This is a genomic window from Saccharothrix espanaensis DSM 44229 (assembly GCF_000328705.1).
Classification (GTDB): domain Bacteria; phylum Actinomycetota; class Actinomycetes; order Mycobacteriales; family Pseudonocardiaceae; genus Actinosynnema; species Actinosynnema espanaense.
The window spans coordinates 1823782-1846112 of sequence record NC_019673.1; the positions used below are offsets into that span (position 1 = coordinate 1823782).

A 22331-nucleotide genomic window follows, 5' to 3' on the forward strand; every position below is an offset into this window, starting at 1 on the left:
GATGCAGCTACCCACCTGGGTGTGGTTGGCGACCTTGGGGGCGATCGCGCTGGTGATCGCGCTCGACTTCTACCTGGTCGCGCGCGACCCGCGGGACCCGTCGTTCCGCGAATCCCTGGTGGCGGTCTCGGTGTACGTCGGCCTCGCGGTGCTGTTCGGGCTCGGCGTGACGGTGTTCGCCGGGCCGGACTACGGCGGGCAGTTCTTCGCCGGGTGGATCACCGAGTACTCGCTCAGCGTCGACAACCTGTTCGTGTTCCTGCTGATCATGAGCAGGTTCGCGGTGCCGAAGGAGTACCGGCAGAAGGTGCTGCTGGTCGGCGTGGTGATCGCGCTGGTGCTGCGGGCGGCGTTCATCGCGGCCGGCGCGCAGGCGATCTCCCGGTTCGACTGGCTGTTCTACGTCTTCGGCGCGTTCCTGGTGTTCACCGCGTGGAAGCTGCTGCGGCAGGACGACTCGGACGAGCCGGAGTTCCAGGAGAACCGGGTGCTGCGCGCGTTCAAGCGGGTGGTGCCGACCGCGCCGGGCTACGACGGCGCGCGGCTGACCACGGTGTCGAACGGCCGCCGGGTGGTGACGCCGATGCTCATCGTGATGGTCGCGGTCGGCACCACGGACCTGCTGTTCGCGGTCGACTCGATCCCGGCGATCTTCGGCCTGACCCGCGAGACCTACCTGGTGCTGACCGCCAACGCGTTCGCCCTGATGGGGTTGCGCCAGCTGTTCTTCCTGATCGGCGGGCTGCTGGACCGGCTAATCCACCTGGCCAAGGGCCTCGCGGTGATCCTGGCCTTCATCGGGGTCAAGCTCATCCTGGAGGCGTTGCACCACCACGGCGTCGACTGGGCGCCGGAGATCCCGATCCTGCTCTCGCTCGGCGTCATCCTGGGCGTCCTGCTGGTCACGACCGTGGCGAGCCTGATGACGTCGGCCCGGACCAAGACGGAGGTCGCCGACCCGGACGCGTGACCGGCGGCTAGTCGGTCCGGGTCGCCCGGTAGGCCTGGCGGGTGCGTTCGGTGTGCAGGGCCATGATGCGGCCGGCGGTGTCCGGGTCGTGGGCGCCGATCGCCTCGATCAGGTCGGCGTGCTCGGTCCACGCGTCCTGGCGGAAGGTCAGCGCCAGCGGCGCGTAGTACCAGCGGACGCGGCGGTCGACGGTGGCGATCAGGTCGGCCAGCACGGTGTTGCCGGACAGGCCGCTGATGGCCGCGTGCAGCGCCGCGTTGGCCGCCACCACGCCCGCCACGTCCTCGGCGGCCAGCGCCCGCAGGCCCGCCTGCTGGATCTCGGCCAGCCCGGCGACGTCCTGGGCGGTGGCGCGTTCGGCGGCGAGCTTGGCCGAGTGCGTCTCCAGCACGCCCCGGACGCTGAGCAGCTGGTCGGCTTCCTCGTCGGTCGGCGTGTGGACGAACGCGCCCTGCGCCGGGCGCAGGTCGACCCAGCCCTCGGTCTGGAGGCGTTGCAGCGCCTCGCGGACCGGCTGCCGGCTCACCCCGAGGTGCTCGGCCAGGTCGATCTCCACCAGGTGTTGCCCCGGCTGGAGGGTGCGGTTCACGATGAGGTCCAGCAGGGCGTCGTAGACGGCCTCCCGCAGCGGTGCGGGCCGCGCCACCCGGCGGGCCGCGGCACCGCTGAGGGCATCACGGGCGGTTCGCCGCGCGGCGGCTCCCGCGCCGAGCGACGGTGACCTGGGCTGGCTCACGAGCCCTCCTTCGACGGCAGGTGCGGCGGGCCCGGCTTTCAACATACGGACTTCGGTATGCAAAAAGCAGTCGCCCGTCCGGGGCGTAACCCCCAGGGTGTCCCAGGTCGCCGCCACCCGCATCAGGGGGCACGACCCCACCCAGCGGGTCCGGCTCCGCCGAGCGGTCGAGTGCCGGCCGGCCCCGCCAAGCGGGTCAGTGCACGCCCAGCACGCCGGCCACTGCCCGGCCGCCTCGTGCTCGTCGGCCTCGTGCTCGTCGGCCTCGGCGTGCACGGTGCCGGGCAGGCGCGGCACCGGGCGCGGCGGCACGGTGCCCGGGTCGGCGGTGTCCAGCACCGCCTCGCCGTAGCTGCCCTCCAGCACCGCGTCGGGTCGGTCCCCGAGGCGCGCGACGGCTCCACCCTCGGCGGCCGGCGGCTGCTCGGCGACGTCCAGCAGCCGCCGGACACGGTCGGGCTCGGCCAGGCGGAGCGGGGGTGTCAGCGGCCGAACTGGCGGAGCAGTTCGGTGATGGTGTGCGCGCCGTGCAGCAGGGCCGTCACGACCTGGCGCTCGTGCTCCGGGTCGAGGCGGCCCAGCGGGACCGAGCAGCTCATCGCGTCCAGCACGGGCGTGCGGTAGGGCAGGGCGACCGCGAAGCAGCCCAGCCCCGGGGTGTTCTCCTCGCGTTCCTGCGCGTAGCCGGCCGCGCGGAACCCGGCCAGTTGGGCGTGCAGCGCGGCGCGGTCCACCACGGTGTTCGGGGTGAGCGGCGCGAGCCGGGTGGGCAGGATCGCGTCCACCTCCTGCGGGCCGCGCGCCGCGAGCAGCGCCTTGCCCGGCGACGTGGCGTGCGCGGGCAGCCGGCGGCCGACCCGCGACACCACTCGCAGGTGGTGCTCGGACTCGCGGCCGGCCAGGTAGACCACGTCCGAGCCGTCCAGCCGGGCCAGGTGCACCGTCTCGTCGATCTCCCGGCGGACCTGCTCCATGACCCGGATCGCGACCCGCACGACCGGGTCGTGGTCGAGGTAGGAGGTGCCGACGAGCAGGGCGCGCACACCGATGCCGTAGGTGCCGCGGGTCGGGTCGAGCTCGACCCAGCCCCGGGCCACGAGCGTCTGCAACAGCATGTAGAGGCTCGACTTCGGGTAGCTCAGCTCGCGGTGCAGCTCGGTCAGCGTCAGCGGGCGCTCCGACGCCGACAGCACTTCGAGCAGTTCCACCGTCCGGTCCGCCGACTTAACCGCGTTCGGCCGAGCGGGTGACCCGGGTCCAGTCATCCGTCCTCCACAGAAGCGGTCCGGCAACACGCTCTCGACACGTCGCTATGGCGATTCTTCCAGTCCGCACACGACGTTCACGACGACGACTCCGATTCACAGACATGAATGAGCGGCCACGTACGAGGGTGAGCGCGAAGGGCGCGGAGGGCCCGTGCACTGACGTGCGGTTGGAGGCCCTGCGTCGGGACGTGCGCGGGGCTCCGGGATCACCTGAACGGGTAACTGTCAAAAGGCGCGGGCAACCCGGTGTCCGAGTTGTTCCGTCCTCTGCACATGAGAAGCCTGGGAACCGCGATCGGTGCCGGCGCGCTGCTGCTCGTGCTCGTCGGCTGCGCATCGAACCAGCCCGCGCTCGACGCGGGCAACGGCGGCGGTCCGACGCTGACCACGTCGCCGTCCAACCCGCCCTCGTCGTCGGAGGACCCGGAGTTCCAGAGCCCGGTGCCACCCGGCGGCAAGGAGGTGCCGAAGGCGAAGCTCGACGCCTCGGCCGTGCCCGAGGGGACGCCGCAGACGGTGTGGACCGAGGGCGACGGCAGCACCCTGGGCCTGATCGGGCAGGAAGGCGGCTGCGGCAAGGCGAGCGTGGAGATCGCCGAGCAGACCGCGCAGGCGGTGAAGGTCGTCCTGGTGGAGACCACGCCGAAGGACGCGGAGGTCTGCACGATGGACATCCGCCACCCGCCGCTCACCGCGAAGCTGGAAGCCCCGTTGGGCGAGCGCTCGGTGGTGCTCAGCACGCGGCAGGACCAGAAGTAGCCCTCCCGGAGAAAAGGCGCCCGGCCGTGCCCCGGCCGGGCGCCGCCGCGTGCAACCCACCGGCCCTCCGACACCGTCCTACCGCCATGAGGAACGTCAAGATCGCCGTGGCCCTCGCGGCGCTCGCCCTGACCGGCTGCACCGGCGGCGGCCCGGCGGGCGGCCCGTCCTCCACCACGTCCACCCCGCCGCCGACCTCGCTGCCGACGACGTCGTCACCCGCCACCACGCCGGGCACGACGTCCGCCGGCGGCACCCCACCGCCCCAGTCCAGCGCGCCGCCGCTGCCCGGCGCGGCGAGCCAGGTCCCCGTCGAGCGGGTGGACGCGAGCACCCTGTCCGACGCCTACCGGCGCGAGGCGTGGGTGTCCGCCGACGGCCGCACGCTTCAGGTGTTCAGCCTCGCCGGCGGCTGCAAGCGGGCCTCCGCCGAGGTGGTCGCCCAGGGCGCGGACCAGGTGCAGGTCGCGCTGGTCACCACCTACTACCCGCCCAACGACGGGGTGTGCACGGAGGAGCTCTACAGCGTGCCGGTGGACGTGGTGCTGACCGCACCGCTGGGCGAGCGCCGGGTGGTGCTGGAAGCGCGCGAGCAGACCGGGTAGTCCACCCCGGGTGGCCCGCCCGGATGATCTAGCCTCAGGCGCATGTCGTTGCCGCCAGAGCTGCGCCAGAGCCTCGTGGACCCGGACTTCTGGGCCATGTACTGCTTCGAGTCCGACGACGAGTACTTCGACCAGGACGAGCACGTCGCCCGGTTCGAGGTCGGCGGCGGGCACGCGCTGGACCTGTCGGTCAGCGACGGCTACTTCGACCTCGGGATCCGCCCGGCCGACCGGGACGAGGCGATCAGCGTGGCGTGGGACGACCAGGCCCACCCGCACCCGCACGTGCTGCGCTGGGACGAGCTGGACCTGGTGTGCCGGGCCGCCGCGCTGACCGAGCCGGAGCTGCGCCACCCCGGTCCGGGCGTCGCGCTGCTGACCCGGTTCCTGGCGATCACCGACCCCGACGACGTGGACGTGGTCCGCGCCGCCGTGCACGGGGCGTTCACCGGCCTGCGCGGCCCGGACACCGAGGGTTTCTGGCCGGACGCGGAGGAACACGGCGTCGGCCCGGTCGACTTCCGCGACGACGGCGTGGTTTGGAGCCGTGACGAGGCCGGTGACCAGCGCGTCGACCAGGACGAGGACCACGACGGGCCCGACCTCTACAGCACCCGCACGTCCGCCGCCGAGTCGGCGTTCCCCTGGGAGTTGTGGCGCTCACTGCTCGACCACGCCGAACGCACCCTGGCCGCGGCGGTCGACCCGGCCTGGGCCGCCGCGCTCCCAGCGGACACCACCCCGGGCAACGCGGCCGAGGTCGCGCGGGCGTTGAAGGCCGCCGGGTGCGCCAACCGGATCGTGCTGCGCGCGCTCACCGACCCGGTGCACCCCGCCGAAACGGCCTGGGTGCTGGAACTGGTGACCGGGGCGCCGCGCGGCTCGCTGCTGCCCGAGGCCACGACCGACGCCCGCCACTGGTGGGCGTGAGGTGAACACCACCGAGGCCCCGCGCGACGACGGCGGGGCCTCGGTGGGAGCTACTTGCGGAAGCTGATCTGGAGCGTCGGCGTGGAGGTCTCGGCGAAGAAGTCGTTGCCCTTGTCGTCGACCACGACGAACGCCGGGAAGTCCTCCACCTCGATCCGCCACACCGCTTCCATGCCCAGTTCCGGGTACTCCAGCACCTCGACCTTGCGGATGCAGTCCTGCGCCAGCCGGGCCGCCGGGCCGCCGATCGAACCCAGGTAGAACCCGCCGTGCGTCCGGCAGGCGTTGGTGACCTGCGCCGACCGGTTGCCCTTGGCCAGCATCACCATCGAGCCGCCGGCGGCCTGGAACTGCTCCACGTAGGAGTCCATCCGGCCGGCCGTGGTCGGGCCGAACGAGCCCGACGCGTAGCCCTCGGGCGTCTTGGCCGGGCCGGCGTAGTACACCGGGTGGTCCTTGAGGTACTGCGGCATCTCGCCGCCCGCGTCCAGCAGGTCCTTGATCTTGGCGTGCGCGATGTCGCGGGCCACCACCAGCGGGCCGGTCAGCGAGACCCGGGTCTTGACCGGCAGCGCCGACAGCGTCGCGCGGATCTCGGCCATCGGCCGGGTCAGGTCGATCCGGACCACCTCGTCGGAGAGGTCCTCGTCCCGCACCTCGGGCAGGAACCGCGCCGGGTCGCGCTCCAACTGCTCCAGGAACACGCCCTCGGGCGTGATCTTCGCCTTGGCCTGGCGGTCCGCCGAGCACGACACGGCGATGCCGACCGGGCAGGACGCGCCGTGCCGGGGCAGCCGGACCACCCGCACGTCGTGGCAGAAGTACTTGCCGCCGAACTGCGCGCCGATGCCGAAGTTCCGGGTCAGCTCCAGGACCTGCTGCTCCAGGTCGACGTCCCGGAACGCGTGGCCCAGCGCCGACCCCTCGGTGGGCAGGCCGTCGAGGTAGCGGGCCGACGCGAGCTTGGCGACCTTGAGGTTCTGCTCCGCGGACAGCCCGCCGACGACCACGGCCAGGTGGTACGGCGGGCACGCGGCGGTGCCCAGCGAGCGCAGCTTCTCGTCCAGGAACCGGGCCAGCCGCGCCGGGTTCAGCAGCGCCTTGGTCTCCTGGTAGAGGAACGTCTTGTTGGCCGAGCCGCCGCCCTTGGCCATGAACAGGAACTCGTACTGGGGCTCGGTGCCGGGGGCGTTGAACAGCTCGATCTGCGCGGGCAGGTTGCTGCCGGTGTTCTTCTCGTCCCAGAACGTCACCGGTGCCATCTGCGAGTACCGGAGGTTGAGCTCCTGGTAGGCCTCGAAGATGCCGCGCGACAAGGCTTCCTCGTCGGTGCCGCCGGTCAGCACGGACTCGGTGCGCTTGCCCATCACGATCGCCGTGCCGGTGTCCTGGCACATCGGCAGGATGCCGCCGGCCGAGATGCAGGCGTTGCGCAGCAGGTCCATCGCGACGAACCGGTCGTTGCCGCTGGCCTCGGGGTCGTCGACGATCGCGCGCAGCTGGGTCAGGTGCGACGGGCGGAGCAGGTGCTGGATGTCCCGGATGGCCTCCTTGGCCAGCCGGGTGAGCACCGCGGGCTCGATCTGGAGGAACCGGCGTCCGGCGGCCTCCACCACGGTCACGCCGTCCTGGGTGACCAGGCGGTAGTCCGTGTGGTTGTCCTTGGCCAGCGGCAGGACGTCGGTGTGCTGGAACGTGGTGGTGGGCACTGCGGGCACGTCGCGGGCTCCCTTGCGCGCTTCGGGTTCCGCCGAACCTATACCGCGCGCCGCACCGCGGTACCGCCGCGTCGGTGTGATTCGCGTCGTGCCGCCCGGAGAACCCGCAGGCCCGCCGGCGACCGTCGTGCCGCGGGCCGGTGTGCCACCGCCCGGAGTCGTGCGGCCCGGAGTGGGGCCCGGAGTGGGGCCCGGAGTGGGGCCCGGAGTGGGGCCCGGAGTGGGGCCCGGAGTGGGGCCCGGAGTGGGGCCCGGAAGTGCGGCCCGGAGTCGTGTGGGCGTGAGTCGTGTGGCGCGGAGTGCGGGCCGGAGAGGAGCGGGCCGGAGTCGCGCGCTGGGAGACCGGGGGCGGAAACGCGGAAGGCCGGGCCGGCCCCCGACCGCCCCGACCTTCCTCAGCGTGCGACAGCCTCCACGAAATGGGGTGGAGGCGTCGCAAGGCTCGTTGTAACTCGCGACCGTGCCGTGACTGGCGTCACAAGTCAACCCGGCTGAACGGGTGATGCGTCCGCTCAGCTCGCGTAGGCCCGCAGTTTCGCCGCCCGCTCGCCCTGCCGCAGCTTCGACATGACCTCGCGCTCGATCTGGCGGACCCGCTCGCGGGACAGGCCGAACAGCTTGCCGATCTGGTCCAGGGTGCGCGGCTGGCCGTCCTCCAGGCCGTAGCGCAGCCGGATCACCGACTGCTCCCGCTGGTCCAGCGTGGCCAGCACGCGGCGCAGGTCGTCCTGGAGCAGGCCGGAGATGACCGCGCTCTCCGCGTCGGTGGCGTCCGAGTCCTCGATGAAGTCGCCCAGCGGGGCGTCCTCCTCGGCGCCGACCGGCATGTCCAGGCTCACCGGGTCGCGCGCGTGGTCGAGCAGGTCGGAGACCTTCGCCGGGGTCAGCCCGGACTCCTTGGCCAGCTCGTCCGTGGTCGCCTCGCGGCCCAGCTGCTGGTGCAGGTCGCGCTTGATCCGCGCCAGCTTGTTGACCTGCTCCACCAGGTGGACCGGGAGCCGGATGGTGCGGCCCTGGTCGGCCATTCCCCGGGTGATCGCCTGCCGGATCCACCACGTCGCATAGGTGGAGAACTTGAAACCCTTGGTGTAGTCGAACTTCTCGACCGCGCGGATCAGACCCAGGTTCCCTTCCTGGATGAGGTCCAACAGCGGCATTCCACGGCCGGTGTATCGCTTCGCCAGCGAAACGACCAACCGCAGATTCGCTTCGAGGAGGTGGTTCTTTGCCACGTGGCCGTCACGCACCAGTGCGCGCAGTTCCTCGCGGCGCGTGGAGGCCGGGCCGGAACCCGTCTCCAGCATGTGCTGAGCGAAGACCCCCGCTTCGATCCGCTTGGCGAGTTCCACTTCCTCGGCCGCGGTCAGCAGCGCTGTCTTGCCGATGCCGTTCAGGTAGACCCGAACCAGGTCGGCGGCCGGTCCCTGGGCGTCGAGGTCCAACTCGGCGCTCGTGGTGATCGTGTCGTTCCCGACCTCGCGGTCGAGGACCCTCGGGACGGTCATGGAAGCTCCCTCCCCCTTCGCGGGCTGGCAGTGCGGTCACGTGACCCGCGCTGCGCTGCGCGGTGTTGCCTTTCGGCCCCTGTCACTGGGGGAAACGTCGACCGGAGCGGAATGGTTCCCGTGTCCCCGATCAGGAAGACGTCACTGCCGTCACAGCGGTTGCGCGGCCAATCCTGAGGATTGGCTGAGAAGGATCTAGAGTTCCACCAACACGGTGAACGGACCGTCGTTGGCACTGCGCACCGACATCATCGCGCCGAACCGCCCGGTTTCCACGCGAGCGCCCTTCTGGCGCAGTTCCCGCACCACCGCGTCGACCAACGGTTCGGCGTGCTCCGGGCGGGCCGCGGCCGTCCACGATGGACGCCTGCCCTTCCTCGTCTCGCCGTAGAGCGTGAACTGGCTCACCACCAGCAGGGGCGCTCCGGTCGTGGCGCACGACTCCTCGTCCCGCAGCACGCGCAGCTCGTGCAGCTTGCGGGCCATCAGCGGGGCCTTCTCCGCCGTGTCGTCGACGTGGATGCCCAGCAGTACCAGCAGACCGGGCTCCTCGATCACGCCGACGCGCTGTCCGTCCACAGTCACCTCGGCCTCGGTGACGCGCGCCACGACCGCCCTCACGCGCGGCGCCCAGTGACGTAAAACACACCGGAGTTCATACCGGGACCACCATGCCGTGCCGGACCAGTTCGCGGACCACCGGCAGCGCCGCCTCGGCGAGCGCGTCGGCGTCGACGTCCTGCGCGTAGGCCAGCAGCGTGACGAGGTCCTCCAGCGCCAGCGCGCCCCGGAACCCGGCCAGCAGCCGCGCCGCGACCTCGTCCAGCTCGTGCTGCCAGCCGGGGCCGTCGGTGCGGTGCAGCCGGCGCACCACCGTGTCCCAGCCGTCCTCGGCCGGCGCGGACACCTCCTCCAGGACCACCGTCTCGGGCACGGTGAACCGGGTCCGCAGCAGCTCGTCGTTCGAGTGCCGCCGCAGCCACGCGACGCGGTCCAGCCACGCCGCCGACTCCGGACCCAGCGGGTCGTCGTAGGCGTGGCGCAGGTCTTCGCACACCACCTCGGGGTGCGCGGCGTCGGTGCGCCGCAACGTGACGAACCCGAACCCGACGCCCTCCACCTCGTTCTCGGCGAACCAGTCCAGCCACGCGTTCGCCTTGGCCCGGCCCTCGTCGGACCGGGGGTCCACGCCCGCGTCGCGCAGCCACGTGCCGACGTAGAGCGCCGGGTCGGCGACGTCGCGCTGCACGAACCAGGCGTCGACGTGCTTGGGCAGCCACCCGGCGACCCGGTCGGCCCAGTCCTCGCCCCGCCGGTGCACCCAGGACGCCAACAGCTGGCCCACGCCGCCGTCGTTGAGGAACGCCGGGAGCTGCCGGACGACGAGCGCGCTCGCGTCGTCGCCGGCCAGCCCGGAGTCGCGGTACACGTAGTCGACCCGGGGCGGCCCCACCACGAACGGCGGGTTGCACACGACCTGGTCGAACGTGCGGTTGCGCAGCGGCGCGAACCACTCGCCCTGCCGGAGTTCCACGTCCAGCCCGTTGAGCCGGAACGTGCCCTGCGCGAGCCGCAGCGCGCGCTCGGACAGGTCGGTCGCGGTGATCCGCTTCGCGTGCCGTGAGGCGTGCAGCGCCTGCACACCGCACCCGGTGCCGAGGTCGAGCAAGGTGTTTACCGGCCGCCGCGAGGTGGCCCGCGCCAGGCTGATCGACGCGTGGCCGACCCCCAGCACGTGGTCGGCGGGCACCGGGCCGCCGCGCTGGTCGGAGTCGAGGTCGGCGACGACCCACCACGAGCCGGTGTCGTCGCCGTAGGGCCGCACGTCCAGCCCGGCCCGCACCCGGTCGTGCGACGAGGTCAGCAGCCCGGCCCCGACCGCGTCCGCGACGTCGAGGCCGCCCAGGGCCTTGGCGACGGCGGCGGGCTCCTCGGCGTCACCGAGCAGGAACAGCCGGATCAGCGTGCCGAGTTCGCCCGCGTCCCGGCTCACCCGCCGCGCGGCCTCCGGCTCGCCGCGACCCAGTGCGGCGTGCGCCTGCGGGCCGAGGACGTCCAGGACCCCGTCGGCGTCGTACCCGGCCTTCAGGAATGCCCCGCGCAACCGCGCGGTCAGCTCAGTGGAGAGATCAGGAAGCACCGCCGAATCCTCCCGCACCGGTCCGCCGCCGTCGCGCCGGCCGTGGTCACCGCTCTCGGCCCGCAGCGCACCCCCGGCACGGCGTCGGCGGCGGGGTGCGGGCTAGTCGCGGTAGCGGCCGACGGCTAGGGCGATGGCCATCGCCAGCCGTTGGTCCGGGTCGTCCAGCGGGAGCGCGGTCACCTCGGCCATCTTCTGCATCCGGTACCGCAACGTGTTCGGGTGCACCGAGAGAGCGCGCGCCGCCTCGCGGGCGTCGCCCTGGGCCGCCAGCCACGCCTGCAACGTCGTCGCGTACTGGGTGCCGAAGTCCTGGTCGTGGCGCACCAGGTCGGCCACCGGTCCGCGCGCGGGCAGCCGTCCGGTCTCGGCGACCGTCGCCAACCGCCGCAGCAGGACCTTCGCCCACGCCGCGTCGTAGACCACCGGCTCGCCCGAGGACAGCGCCAGGCACTCGTCGGCCTCGTTGCGCGACGCGGGGAGCTGCCCGGCGTCCGCGCGACCGCCGATCCCGGCCTCCACCACCGCTTCGGCGGGCATCTCCCGGGTCAGCGCGCGGACCCACTCCACGGCGTTGGCGGGGTCGTCCCCGCACGGCAGCACCGTGTACAGGACGTTGCCGAACAACGCGCTGCGGCCCGGCCGCGACCAGCCGAAACCCGCCGTGGCCCGTTCGAACGCGAGCAGCGCGGCCCCGTGCTCGCCCTCGCCGGCGTGCGCCTGCACGGCGATCACCCGCAGGTCGGCGGCGGGCAGCCCGAGCCGGGCCAGGTGCGCGGGCACCCCGTCGTCCAGCACGGTGATCACCAGGTCGGCCTCGGCCTGCCGCTCCAGGTCGGCGCTGGCCCGCGCCCGCAGCATGTGCAGCGCCGCCGTGCGGGCCCCGTCCTGCAACGCGGCGTGCCGGTCGGTGTCGACGTCGGTGTCCACCTCCACCCACACCGAGCCGAGCAGCTCGCGCCCGGCCCGCACGGCGACCACGAGCCGCCCGCCGAGCTGGTCGGTCAGCTTGGGCACGAACATCGGCTCGTCGGAGCGGGCCAGGTGGGTGAACACGCCGTACTCGTCGAGCGCCTGGCGCGCCGAGTCGGGCACCCGGCGGCCCAGGATCGTCTGCACCCGGACCGGGTCCACGCCCTGCTGCCGGTAGGAGTAGGCCAGCACCCGGGACTGCTGGTCCTCGATGGTCACCGGCCCGCCGACCACCGCCGCGATGGCGTCGGCCACCGCGAACAGGTCGCCGGACCCCTTGCGCTGACCGCCCAGCACGACGGTCTGCGCCACGTTCGCCAGCTGCCCCCACGGCACGGACGGGTCGACCAGCAGCACCGCCGCCCCGGACCGCCGGGCCGCCGCCACCACGCGTTCGTCCAGCGGCGGAGCGCCGTGCAGGACGACGGCGGCGGCGTTGGTGGCCGAGACCAGCCGGGCCGCGGCGGCGGGGGAGGGCACGCCGAGCCCCAGCAGCACGTCGTCCGGTGCCGCGGCGGTGTGCTCGGTCGGGTCGTGCAGCGCGACCCCGCGCAGCTCGACGTCCCGCCCTCGCGGCGCGCAGCTCAGGTGCGTGCCCAGGCTGCCGAGCACGTCCACGAGGCGATCAAGGGCCACCACGAACGGATAGTACGGTCCGCCGGCCGTCGACGCGGCCGACTCGGCCCGACACCTCCGGCGGATCCGCAAGCCCGCTCGCCCGTGTCACCCATCACTCCGACCGGAATACAACGCCCGGCAGGTGTCGCGGAAAACCCGGTAGTGGGACGATGGAGGCATGGTGGACCACGAGCGCGACGGCACACCGGTGCTCATCACCGATGCGGCTCTGTCCTACGAAGAGCAGCACGCCGCGCGCAAGCGCAAGTACGCGATCATGATGGGCGCGCGGATCCCGTGCCTCGTCCTGGCGATGGTCTTCTACCAGACGTGGTGGCTGGCGCTGGCTTTCATCGCGCTGTCGGTGCCGCTGCCGTGGATGGCGGTGCTCATCGCGAATGACCGCCCGCCCCGCAAGGCGGAGGAGGCGAACCGCTACGTCAAGGAGCACCGCGCCCTCGAAGCGAAGACCCACCAGGTCATCGACGGCTAGACCGCCGCGGACCCGGCCCCCGAAGACCGGACCCCCGAAGGCGGAGCCGGCGAAGGCCGGGTACCTGAGGGCTGGGTACCTGAAGGCTGGGCACCCGAGGGCTGGGCCCCGACGACCGAGACCGCCCGCGCGGCCGCCGCGACCCCGCCGGCCAGGGCGGCCGGTCGCGAGCCCCCGGCCAGCCAGGTGGCCAGCAGACCGGCGTCGAACGCGTCCCCGGCCCCCGTCGAGTCCACGCACGGCACCGGCAGGGCGTCGACCGACAGGACCCCGTCCCGGTCGACCCAGCTGGCCCCGGCCGCGCCCGACGTCAACGCGACCGCGCCCACCACGTCCAGCAGCGCCGACGCCGACGCGGGCTCGGCCGAGCCGGTGAGCGCCACCAGCTCCTCGGTGTTGGGCAGCAGCAGGTCCACGCCCCGCACGTCGTCCAGGAACCCGTCGTAGATCAACGCCGCCGACTGCGGGTCGACCGACGTGGTGAGCCCGGCCTCCCGGGCCGCCCGCAACACCGCCAACCCGGCGGGCCGCGACGTGGCGTCCAGCAGCACGTAGCCGGACAGGTGCAGGTGGCGCGCGCCGTCGAGGATCCCCGGGTCGAGGTCGGCCGGCGAGAACCGGGCGTTCGCGCCCCGGTCGGGCAGCATGCTCCGCTGCCCGCTGTCGTCCACCAGCACGACCACGCAGCAGGTCGCCTTCTCCGGGTCGACGGCGAACGCGCACCGCACGCCCGCCGCCGTGAGCTCGGCGTGCACCTGGCGGCCGGCGGAGTCCGCGCCGACCCGTGCCACCAGCGTCGGTGCGGCACCGACGGCGGCCAGCCAGACCGCCGTGTTGGCCCCCGCGCCGCCGGGCTCGATGGTCACCGCGGCCCGCGAGTCGCCGCCGTGCACGATCGGACCGGAGTGCCGGGCGACCACGTCCAGCCCGGCGTCCCCGACCACGATGATCCCGGTCACCCGCACAGCTCCACGGCGACCTGGGACGCCAGCAGCGCGTTGGACAGCACCAGCGCCTCGTTGGCGTCGATGCTCACCCCGCCGCTCGCGGTGTGGAAGTGCTCCAGCAGGGCCGGCGTCACGTCCTTGCCGTGCACGTCCCGGGTCGCCGCCAGCCCCTCGGCCAGCAGCCGGTCGTGCAGGTCGAGGTCCATCTCGAACTCGACCGGGATCGGGTTGGCCAGCAGCACGCCGGACGTGCCCGGCACGGACCCGCGGTGCGCGGCGACCACGGCCGCCGCCTGCGCGGCCGTCTCGACCCGCCACGGCACGTCGAACCCGGACGAGCGCCGGTAGAACGCCGGGAACGACGACGTGCCGAACCCCAGCACCGGCACCGACCGGGTCTCCAGCAGCTCCAGCGTGGCACCGATGTCGAGGATCGACTTCACCCCGGAGCACACCACCAGCACCGGCGTGGTGGCCAGCACGTCGAGGTCGGCGGACACGTCCCAGGTCTCCCGCGCGCCCCGGTGCACCCCGCCCAGGCCGCCGGTGGCGAACACCCCGACCCCGGCGGCGTGCGCCAGCGCGGAGGTGGAGGCCACGGTCGTCGCGCCGTCCAGGCCCAGGGCGAACGCCGCGCCCAGGTCCCGCCGGGAGAGCTTCACCAGCGCGTTGGCCGGGTCGCACACGTGGTCCAGTTCGGCGTCGGTCAGCCCGACCTTGGCCACCCCGCCCAGCACGGCGACCGTCGCGGGCACGGCGCCCGCATCCCGCACGACCCGCTCCAGGCGCGCGGCGACCTCGCGGTTGCGGCCGGGCGGCAGCCCGTGGGACAGGATCGTGGACTCCAGCGCGACCACCGGCCGGTTCTCGGCCAGTGCGGTGCGGACCTCTTCGGTGATGCTCGGCGTACTCACGAGGGGCCATCATCCCAGGTAAGCTGAGGCCGTGAGCACGCAGACTCTCCCTGACGTCGAGACCCGGCCCGAAGGCACGGACCACACCGGGGACGACACCCCGAAGATGTTCCACTACGTGCGCAAGGCCAAGATCGCCGAGAGCGCGGTCATGGGCACGCACGTGGTGGCCCTCTGCGGCGAGGTCTTCCCGGTGACGAAGTCGCCGAAGCCCGGCTCGCCGGTGTGCCCGGAGTGCAAGAAGATCTTCGAGGGCCTGCCCAAGGGCAACAGCGGTCAGTGAGCACGGCCCCCGTGCCCCGGCTCCACGTCCCAGGCAGCCGGGGCACAGCCGCGCGCGCAAGACCGGTCAGCCGGTCTCGTCGGGCGTGACGGTGTGCAGGTACAGCACCTGGTCGACCTGCCCGAGCAGGGCGTCGTCCAGCGGGAAGTAGTTGAACGCCGGCGTCCTCGGCGCACACCCCAGGGCCCGTAGCGCCGCCGCGTCGACCAGGTGGTTCCCGGCCGGCAGCCGGTGCAGGACGCCCTCGGCGGTGTCCGGGGCGGGTGCGCCGATGTCCCGGTGCGCCGCCTGCCCCACCGCGCACGCGATGACCCGGTAGTCGTCGCCGAACCGGTCGGCGAGGTGGGCCCCGGCGGGCTGCCAGCGCAACGTCGTGGGCCCGAACGCCACCTCGGCCGTCCCCCGGCGCAGGTGCTCGTTGTGCGCGAACACCAGGGTCGGGCCGTGCTCGGCGATCGCCTTGAGGTTCTCGGCCATCATCGCGTCGCGGATCGCGGCCAGGCGCTGCCAGCGGTCGTCGCTGTCCCGGGCCATGCGCGCGTGGTAGGCCAGCAACCCCGCCGCGGTGCGCCCGGCGAGCAGCGCGTCCTGCGGTCCGGCGTCGCGCAGAGCGGGCAGTTCACAGGTCAGCACCCAGCGCAGGTCGTCGGTGATCGCGTGCAGCTCGGCCACCCGGGGCTCGGTCCCGACCGACCGCGCGGGCTCCATCGCCGCCGCCGGTTCCTCCCAGCGCGCGTCGTCGCCGAGCAGCCGGTCGACCGCGTCCCACGGCACCAGGCCGGACTCGCCGACGTGGGCGCGCAGGAAGTCGTGCAGCAGGCGCAGCGCCGCGCGCGGGCTCGGTGCCCCGCTCATCTCGACGGGCGCGTCGAAGCCCGCGAACCGGACCCGCTCGGCGGCCGGCCGCTCGCGGTTCCACTCGCGCATCCACCGGACCAGCAGCCGGTTGGCGGGCCACTCGCCGGACCCGTGGGTGAAGCCGGCGGCCATCACCTCGTCCTCGTCGCCGGCACCGCCCCGGACGTACTCGTCGACCAGGCGGCCGTGCCACGCGCTGGTCTCCAGCGCGATCGAGGTGAAACCCGCCCGCTCGGCCAGGGCCGCGAACACGGCGTTGCGGACCAGCGGGAACTCGCCCTCGCCGTGCATGGGCTCGCCGAACCCGAGCAGCCGCGGCGGCCCGTCGAGCCGGTCGGCGAGGGCGGCACCGAGCGCCTGCCGGTCGCCGGCGCTGATCAGGGGAACGGGGGTGGTCATGCGGAGTCCTTCCGAGCGGGGTGGGAGCGCGTCGACCAGGTCAACCGTATCGTTGATGAAACGTGTTAAACCTGGACGCGAAAACCGCTGGAGACCGCACCCCGACCTTCAACAGGGGATCAGATGCGACCGATCGACCTGGCACGCCGGCACGGGTTGTCGACCCAGGCGGTGCGCAACTACGAGGACGCGGGCGTGCTGCCGCTGGCCGCGCGCACCGCCTCGGGGTACCGGGTGTACTCGGAGCGCCACGCGCTGGCGCTGGCCGCCTTCGTGGCGCTGGTCCCCGGCCACGGTCACGCGCACGCGACGGCGATCATGGTCGCGGCCACCACCGGCCGCGTGGACGACGCGCTGGACCTGGTCGACCGCGGCCACGCCGGGCTGGTCGCCGCCCGCGCCATCGTCGACTCGGTCGAGACGACCCTGCGCGACATCACCGTCCAGCCGTGGACCGGGCCCCCGGTCCCGATCGGCCCGCTGGCCCACCAGCTGGGCCTGCGCCCGGCGACCCTGCGCCGCTGGGAGGCCGACGGCCTGCTCGGACCGCGGCGCGACCGCCAGGGCCACCGGCTCTATGCCGCCGAGGACGTGCGCGACGCCCACCTGGTCGGCCAACTGCGCCGCGCCGGCCACCTGATCGCCGACATCCGCCTGCTGCTGGACGAGCTCCGCGACACCAGCGACCCGGCCCAGGTCACCCGGGCCCTGGCCGACCGCCGCCGGGCCCTGAACGCCCGTTCCCGCGCGATGCTGGCGGGCTCGGCCGCACTGGACCGCTACCTGGACGCGCCCGCGCCGGCCCGGTGACCGCTCAGGGCGCCCGGTCGATCGGCAGGGGAGTCGTGCGGTCGGTGGCCGCGGGTGCCGGCGCGGTGTCGACCTCGTCGGCCGCCCACGCCTCGCGCCCCTGGTCGGTGCGGATCCGCTCGGCGGCGCGCTCCAGCTCCAGCCGCCGCCACCGCCGGCGCTGCCGCCGGGTCATCCGGGCCGGCCACATGTCCTGGATCGACGCGTTGAAGTAGGCCCCGATCGTGATGGCCAGGCCGATGAAGAACGCGAACAGCAGGAACGCGATCGGCGTCGCCAGCGCCCCGTAGGTGTACCCGGTCGTCGTGATCCACTGGATGTAGAGCCGCAGCCCGATGGACGACAGCAGGAACACCGCCATCGCCAGCACCGCGCCCGGCAGCAACCGGTGCCAGGGCAGCTTGTTGGGCAGCGACAGCTTGTAGAGGGTCGCCAGCGCCACCACCAGCAGGACGCCGATGCCCGGGTAGTAGAACGCGCCCAGCCAGAACTCGACGGTCGGCCGCCAGCCGGTGGGGAAGACCAGCAGCAGCAGGTCGGGGCCCAGCGCCAGCACCGGCAGCCCGACGATCAGCAGCACCAGGCTGACCACGTACAGCAGCAGGGCGAAGATCCGCTGCCACACCTCGTTGCGCACGCCGTACTGGTCGTGCGCCGCGGTGATCGCGTCCACGAACGACGACATGGCCGACGACCCGGCCCACAGCGAGATCAGGAAGCCCACCGAGACGATCTCGCCCTTGCCGGTGGTCAGGATCTGGTCGACGGTCGGCGCGATCACGCCGTTGACCACGTCCTGGCTGAAGATCGTCCGGCAGAACGAGATGATCCGGTCCTTGACCGCGGAGACCACCTCGGGCCCCAGCCAGTCGCCGAGGTAGCCCATCGACCCGAGCAGCCCCAACAACAACGGCGGGAACGACAGGGTCTGCCAGAACGCGGCCTCCGCCGCCTCGGAGAAGATGCTGCGCTCCCACGCCTTCTCCAGCGTGCGCGCCAAGAGGCGCAGTGGCCCCTTCTTGGGCGTGCTGCGTGCTGTCTCGTCGTCGGGCGAAGCCATCGCGCCTCCCAGCATGGTGCATCTCCGCGGAATTCGCGGCATCGACCCGGCGGGTGTCGCGGTCCGCCACCACCCGCATACCTCCGGGCAACGCGCCGCACACCTGCCCGCCACCGCCGCCGCCGCCCCGCCGCCGACACGACCGGTGAGCCCGATCCCACACCGCCCCGCGACCAGCGGGAACCGCGTCACCCGACCTACGACCTCGGCCACGAGCCCGGCCGCCGCCTCCGCAACGGGTAGGCTGTCCCTGCCCTCGACGGTCGTCACCACGAGGGCATTCGCATGTCGCCCAGCGACACGCGCCCACGCCGGGGATCACGGGCCCGGGGATCACGAGCAGCGCCGAAGGGGTCGAGGTTGTCGCAACCGCAAGTCGTCACGACCCGCCCCCTGCGCGCCTGGCAGCGCCGAGCGCTGACCAAGTACCTCGCGGCCAAGCCGAAGGACTTCCTGGCGGTCGCGACCCCGGGAGCCGGCAAGACGACGTTCGGCCTGCGGGTCGCCGCCGAACTGCTCGCCGACCGCACGATCGAGGCCGTCACGATCGTGACGCCCACCGAGCACCTCAAGCACCAGTGGGCGAAGGCGGCGGCCGAGGCCGGCATCGCGATCGACTCGAACTTCCGCAACACCAACGCGGTGACCTCGCGCGACTTCCACGGCGTCGCCCTGACCTACGCGCAGGTGGCCGCGCACCCGATGCTGCACCGGGTGCGCACCGAGCAGCGCAAGACGCTCGTGCTGCTCGACGAGATCCACCACGGCGGCGACGCGAAGTCGTGGGGCGACGCGATCCGCGAGGCGTTCACGCCCGCCGTGCGCCGGCTGAGCCTGACCGGCACCCCGTTCCGCAGCGACGACTCGCAGATCCCGTTCATCAGCTACGAGCCCGGCCCGGACGGCCTGCAGCGCAGCAAGGCCGACCACTCCTACGGCTACTCCGACGCGCTCAAGGACGGCGTCGTCCGGCCGGTGATCTTCCTGGCCTACTCGGGCGAGGCGAGCTGGCGGACCAGCGCGGGCGAGGAGTTCTCCGCCCGGCTCGGCGAGCCGCTGACCCAGGAGCAGACCGCGCGGGCGTGGCGGGTGGCGCTGGACCCGACCGGCGAGTGGGTGCCGTCCGTGCTCAAGGCCGCCGACCTGCGGCTGACCCAGCTGCGCAACGGCGGCATCCCGGACGCCGGCGGCCTGGTGATCGCGACCGACCAGACCGTGGCCAAGGCCTACGCCGAGATCCTGCTGCGCACCACCGGCCACACCGCGACCCTCGTGCTGTCCGACGACCCGAAGGCGTCCGGTCGGATCGCCGAGTTCGCGCAGACCTCCGAGCGCTGGATGATCGCGGTCCGGATGGTGTCCGAGGGCGTGGACGTGCCGCGCCTCGCGGTCGGCGTCTACGCGACCAGCTCGTCCACGCCGCTGTTCTTCGCCCAGGCGATCGGTCGGTTCGTGCGCGCCCGCGCCAAGGGCGAGACGGCCAGCGTGTTCCTGCCCAGCGTGCCGGTGCTGCTGGGGCTGGCCAGCGAGCTGGAGCAGCAGCGCGACCACGTGCTGGGCAAGCCGCACCGGGAGAAGGACGGCTGGGACGACGAGCTGCTGGCGCAGGCCAACCAGGTCCAGGACGAGCCGGGCGAGGAGGAGCGGGCGTTCACCGCCCTGGGCGCGTCGGCCGAGCTGGACCAGGTGATCTACGACGGCTCGTCGTTCGGCACCGCCGCGTTCGCGGGCAGCGACGAGGAGCAGGAGTACCTCGGGCTGCCCGGTCTGCTGGAGCCCGACCAGGTCCGCGCGCTGCTGCGGCAGCGGCAGGAGAAGCAGCTGGTCGACGCGGGCAAGAAGACCGCCGCGATTACGCCGGCCCCGCAACAAACCCGCACGGCGAGTGTGCAGGAGCGGTTGGCGACGCTGCGCAAGGAGTTGAACACGCTCGTCGCCATGCACCACCACCGCACCAAGAAGCCGCACGGCAAGATCCACAACCAGCTGCGCGAGTACTGCGGCGGCCCGCCCACGGCGATGGCCAGCATCGAGCAGCTCGAAGAGCGCATCGCGACCCTGCGCTCCTGGTAGCCCGACGCCGCCCGGCCGCCGTACCCGATCGTCCCTGATCCGAGCCACTTTCACGTTCAGTCGCGCGTCCGCCCGGCGTCGACCCGCTGCCACCGGCTAGCCCGTTCGGGGTAGTCACCTGTCCGCAGGGTTACCCGCTCGTTAGCTCATCGTGTCGACTTGATCGGTCAAGTGTGCTTCCGGTCACCGCATCGCGGGGCATACGTTGTGCGCCACAACATTTCCCGCGTAGCTCGGAAAGGGATGGCGGATGCGCAGCAGGAGCCTCGCCCTCATCGCCGTCGGCACCGGCCTGGCCGTTGCCGTGACCGCGTGCGGCGCCAACACGTCCGGCGGTGGCAGCACCTCGGGCACCAACACCAGCAGCGGCTCGGGCGGCGGCGCGAAGGTCGGCGTCATCCTGCCCGAGACGGCCACCTCCGCCCGCTGGGAGGGCTTCGACAAGCCCCTGCTGGAGAAGGCCCTCAAGGCCGAGGGGCTCGACCCCGACATCCAGAACGCCCAGGGCGACGTGCAGAAGTTCTCCACCCTGGCCGACGGCATGATCAACTCGGGGGTGCGGGTGCTGATCATCGCCACCCCGAACAGCGAGGTCGGCGCGTCGGTCGCCAAGAAGGCCGAGAACCAGGGCATCCAGGTCATCGACTACGACCGGCTCAACCTCGGCGGCAGCTCCAAGTACTACGTCTCGTTCGACAACGTGAAGGTCGGCGAGCTCCAGGGCCAGGGCCTGGTCGAGGGCCTGGCCAAGCTCGCGCCGGGCAAGAAGCCCGCCGAGGTCGTCGAGATCGAGGGCGCGCCCACCGACAACAACGCCACCCTGTTCACCCAGGGCCAGAAGAAGGTGCTCCAGCCCAAGTACGACTCGGGCGAGTTCAAGCTGGTCCAGTCGCAGCCGATCGAGGGCTGGGACAACCAGAAGGGCGGCAACACCTTCGAGCAGATCCTGACCGGCAACAGCCAGAAGGTGGACGGCGTGGTCGCCGCCAACGACGGCCTGGCCGGCGCCGTGATCACCGTGCTCAAGAAGTTCGGCCTCAACGGCAAGGTCCCGGTCACCGGCCAGGACGCCACCCCGGAGGGTCTGCAAGCCGTCCTGCGCGGCGACCAGTACATGACCGTGTTCAAGCCGATCGCCGAAGAGGCCCAGGCCGCCGCCAAGCTCGCCGCCGCCCTCGCCAAGAACGACACCGCCGCCGCCGACGCCCTGGCCACCGGCACCACCGAGGACGCCAAGGGCAACCGCCAGGTCAAGTCCGTGCTGCTGACCGCCCAGCTGATCACCAAGGACAAGGTCAAGGTCGTCGTGGACGCCGGCTTCGTCAAGGCGTCGGAGATCTGCGTCGCCGACACCCAGGCCGCCTGCGCCGAACTCGGCATCAAGTAGCCGCCGATCCGCTGTGGGGGTGCGGGACACGCACCCCCACCGCGGCACGCCCTCCCCGCACTGCCGCCACGCCCCACCGTCCAGGGGTCGACCGGAGGAACCAGAAGTGACCGAGATCTTGCAACTTCGGGGTGTCAACAAGAGTTTCGGGCCCGTGCACGTGCTGCACGACATCGACTTCACCGTCCAGGCCGGCGAGGTGACCGCGCTCGTCGGTGACAACGGCGCGGGCAAGTCGACGCTCGTCAAGTGCATCGCGGGCATCCACCCGATGGACTCCGGCGAGGTCCGGTTCGACGGCCGGCCGGTGCACGTCCACGGTCCGCGCGACGCCGCCGACCTGGGCATCGAGGTCGTCTACCAGGACCTCGCGCTGTGCGACAACCTCGACATCGTCCAGAACATGTTCCTCGGCCGGGAGCGCGGCCGGTACGGCCTGCTGGACGAGGCGGACATGGAGCAGGCCGCCCGCCGGACCCTGACCTCCCTGTCCGTCCGCACGGTCAAGTCGGTCCGGACCCAGGTCGCGTCGCTGTCCGGCGGTCAGCGGCAGACCGTGGCGATCGCCAAGGCCGTGCTGTGGAACAGCCGCGTCGTGCTGCTCGACGAGCCGACCGCCGCGCTGGGCGTGGCGCAGACCCGCCAGGTGCTCGACCTGGTGCGCAGGCTCGCCGAGCAGGGCCTCGGCGTGGTGCTGATCAGCCACAACATGAACGACGTGTTCGAGGTCGCGGACCGCATCGCGTGCCTGTACCTCGGGCGGATGGCCGCCGAGGTGCACACCAGGGACGTCACCCACGGCCAGGTGGTCGAGCTGATCACCGCGGGCCGCTCCGGCGAGCTCGGCATCGCCCGCCCCGAATCCGCCACCACCTGAGGACCACGC

Annotated in this window: 21 protein-coding genes; 10 read left to right on the top strand and 11 right to left on the bottom strand. The window is 72.8% G+C overall.

From position 1 onward, the window contains the following. Position 1: 1 nt before the first annotated feature. Positions 2-970 (top strand): TerC family protein, encoded by a 969-nt coding sequence (locus BN6_RS08675; RefSeq protein WP_041316346.1) that lies wholly within the window; start codon positions 2-4, stop codon positions 968-970. A 7-nt stretch (positions 971-977) separates the two neighbouring features. Here BN6_RS08675 and BN6_RS08680 read toward each other — a convergent pair whose 3' ends face one another. Beyond that, on the bottom strand, positions 978-2072 hold the full coding sequence (locus BN6_RS08680; protein WP_015099205.1) for a GntR family transcriptional regulator: 1095 nt from the start codon (positions 2070-2072) through the stop codon (positions 978-980). A gap of 116 nt (positions 2073-2188) precedes the next feature. Next, entirely contained in the window at positions 2189-2971 is a 783-nt protein-coding gene (locus BN6_RS08685) for an IclR family transcriptional regulator (RefSeq protein WP_015099206.1), read from the bottom strand. Positions 2972-3247: 276 nt separating this feature from the next. On the opposite strand from BN6_RS08685, the gene BN6_RS08690 reads away from it, so the two are divergent. From BN6_RS08690 to BN6_RS08700, 3 genes are all read left to right on the top strand, one after another. Beyond that, positions 3248-3733, top strand: coding sequence for a hypothetical protein (locus BN6_RS08690; protein ID WP_015099207.1), 486 nt, complete (start codon positions 3248-3250; stop codon positions 3731-3733). An 86-nt stretch (positions 3734-3819) separates the two neighbouring features. Then, the gene (locus BN6_RS41685) at positions 3820-4338 is read left to right on the top strand and encodes a hypothetical protein (RefSeq protein ID WP_015099208.1); all 519 of its coding nucleotides are present in this window, start codon (positions 3820-3822) and stop codon (positions 4336-4338) included. Positions 4339-4380: 42 nt separating this feature from the next. Continuing rightward, positions 4381-5268 carry a hypothetical protein gene (locus BN6_RS08700; RefSeq protein WP_015099209.1) on the top strand — a complete coding sequence of 296 codons (888 nt, stop codon included), beginning with the start codon at positions 4381-4383 and terminating at the stop codon, positions 5266-5268. 50 nt (positions 5269-5318) lie between these two features. On the opposite strand, the gene BN6_RS08705 is transcribed toward BN6_RS08700, so the two are convergent. The 5 genes from BN6_RS08705 to BN6_RS08725 all read right to left on the bottom strand — a co-directional run bounded on the left by BN6_RS08705 (position 5319) and on the right by BN6_RS08725 (position 12242). Beyond that, complete coding sequence (locus BN6_RS08705) at positions 5319-6986, bottom strand: fumarate hydratase (protein WP_015099210.1); 1668 nt, start codon at positions 6984-6986, stop codon at positions 5319-5321. A gap of 512 nt (positions 6987-7498) precedes the next feature. After that, positions 7499-8491, bottom strand: a complete 993-nt coding sequence (locus BN6_RS08710; RefSeq protein ID WP_015099211.1) for a sigma-70 family RNA polymerase sigma factor — start codon at positions 8489-8491, stop codon at positions 7499-7501. Positions 8492-8686: 195 nt separating this feature from the next. Continuing rightward, the gene (dtd, locus tag BN6_RS08715) at positions 8687-9112 is read right to left on the bottom strand and encodes a D-aminoacyl-tRNA deacylase (protein WP_015099212.1); all 426 of its coding nucleotides are present in this window, start codon (positions 9110-9112) and stop codon (positions 8687-8689) included. Positions 9113-9146: 34 nt separating this feature from the next. Further along, positions 9147-10631 carry a DUF7782 domain-containing protein gene (locus tag BN6_RS08720; protein WP_015099213.1) on the bottom strand — a complete coding sequence of 495 codons (1485 nt, stop codon included), beginning with the start codon at positions 10629-10631 and terminating at the stop codon, positions 9147-9149. A 102-nt stretch (positions 10632-10733) separates the two neighbouring features. Then, the gene (locus tag BN6_RS08725; protein ID WP_041312324.1) at positions 10734-12242 is read right to left on the bottom strand and encodes a PucR family transcriptional regulator; all 1509 of its coding nucleotides are present in this window, start codon (positions 12240-12242) and stop codon (positions 10734-10736) included. Positions 12243-12399: 157 nt separating this feature from the next. On the opposite strand from BN6_RS08725, the gene BN6_RS08730 reads away from it, so the two are divergent. Next, complete coding sequence (locus BN6_RS08730) at positions 12400-12714, top strand: DUF3099 domain-containing protein (RefSeq protein WP_015099215.1); 315 nt, start codon at positions 12400-12402, stop codon at positions 12712-12714. Here BN6_RS08730 and BN6_RS08735 read toward each other — a convergent pair. After that, positions 12711-13673, bottom strand: a complete 963-nt coding sequence (locus BN6_RS08735) for a carbohydrate kinase family protein (protein WP_015099216.1) — start codon at positions 13671-13673, stop codon at positions 12711-12713. The genes BN6_RS08730 and BN6_RS08735 overlap by 4 nt on opposite strands. Further along, on the bottom strand, positions 13670-14575 hold the full coding sequence (locus BN6_RS08740) for a pseudouridine-5'-phosphate glycosidase (protein WP_015099217.1): 906 nt from the start codon (positions 14573-14575) through the stop codon (positions 13670-13672). Before BN6_RS08740 ends, BN6_RS08735 begins: the two co-directional genes overlap by 4 nt. 31 nt (positions 14576-14606) lie before the next feature. Here BN6_RS08740 and BN6_RS08745 point away from each other — a divergent pair, with 31 nt between their 5' ends. After that, a complete protein-coding gene (locus BN6_RS08745) occupies positions 14607-14858 on the top strand; it encodes a DUF3039 domain-containing protein (RefSeq protein ID WP_015099218.1) in 252 nt (83 codons plus the stop codon). Positions 14859-14924: 66 nt separating this feature from the next. On the opposite strand, the gene BN6_RS08750 is transcribed toward BN6_RS08745, so the two are convergent. Next, entirely contained in the window at positions 14925-16115 is a 1191-nt protein-coding gene (locus BN6_RS08750; RefSeq protein WP_015099219.1) for an erythromycin esterase family protein, read from the bottom strand. 123 nt (positions 16116-16238) lie between these two features. Between BN6_RS08750 and BN6_RS08755 the strand changes: the two genes are divergently transcribed. Then, positions 16239-16925: a MerR family transcriptional regulator gene (locus tag BN6_RS08755; RefSeq protein ID WP_015099220.1), complete on the top strand. Its 687-nt coding sequence runs from the start codon at positions 16239-16241 to the stop codon at positions 16923-16925. A 4-nt stretch (positions 16926-16929) separates the two neighbouring features. On the opposite strand, the gene BN6_RS08760 is transcribed toward BN6_RS08755, so the two are convergent. Next, the gene (locus tag BN6_RS08760; protein ID WP_148302778.1) at positions 16930-17985 is read right to left on the bottom strand and encodes a YihY/virulence factor BrkB family protein; all 1056 of its coding nucleotides are present in this window, start codon (positions 17983-17985) and stop codon (positions 16930-16932) included. A gap of 285 nt (positions 17986-18270) precedes the next feature. Here BN6_RS08760 and BN6_RS08765 point away from each other — a divergent pair, with 285 nt between their 5' ends. The 3 genes from BN6_RS08765 (at position 18271) to BN6_RS08775 (ending at position 22322) form a co-directional block, all read left to right on the top strand. Beyond that, a complete protein-coding gene (locus BN6_RS08765; protein ID WP_015099222.1) occupies positions 18271-20058 on the top strand; it encodes a DEAD/DEAH box helicase in 1788 nt (595 codons plus the stop codon). Positions 20059-20308: 250 nt separating this feature from the next. Then, positions 20309-21445 (top strand): sugar ABC transporter substrate-binding protein, encoded by a 1137-nt coding sequence (locus BN6_RS08770; RefSeq protein ID WP_015099223.1) that lies wholly within the window; start codon positions 20309-20311, stop codon positions 21443-21445. A 106-nt stretch (positions 21446-21551) separates the two neighbouring features. Then, positions 21552-22322: an ATP-binding cassette domain-containing protein gene (locus BN6_RS08775; RefSeq protein ID WP_015099224.1), complete on the top strand. Its 771-nt coding sequence runs from the start codon at positions 21552-21554 to the stop codon at positions 22320-22322. Positions 22323-22331: the final 9 nt, after the last annotated feature.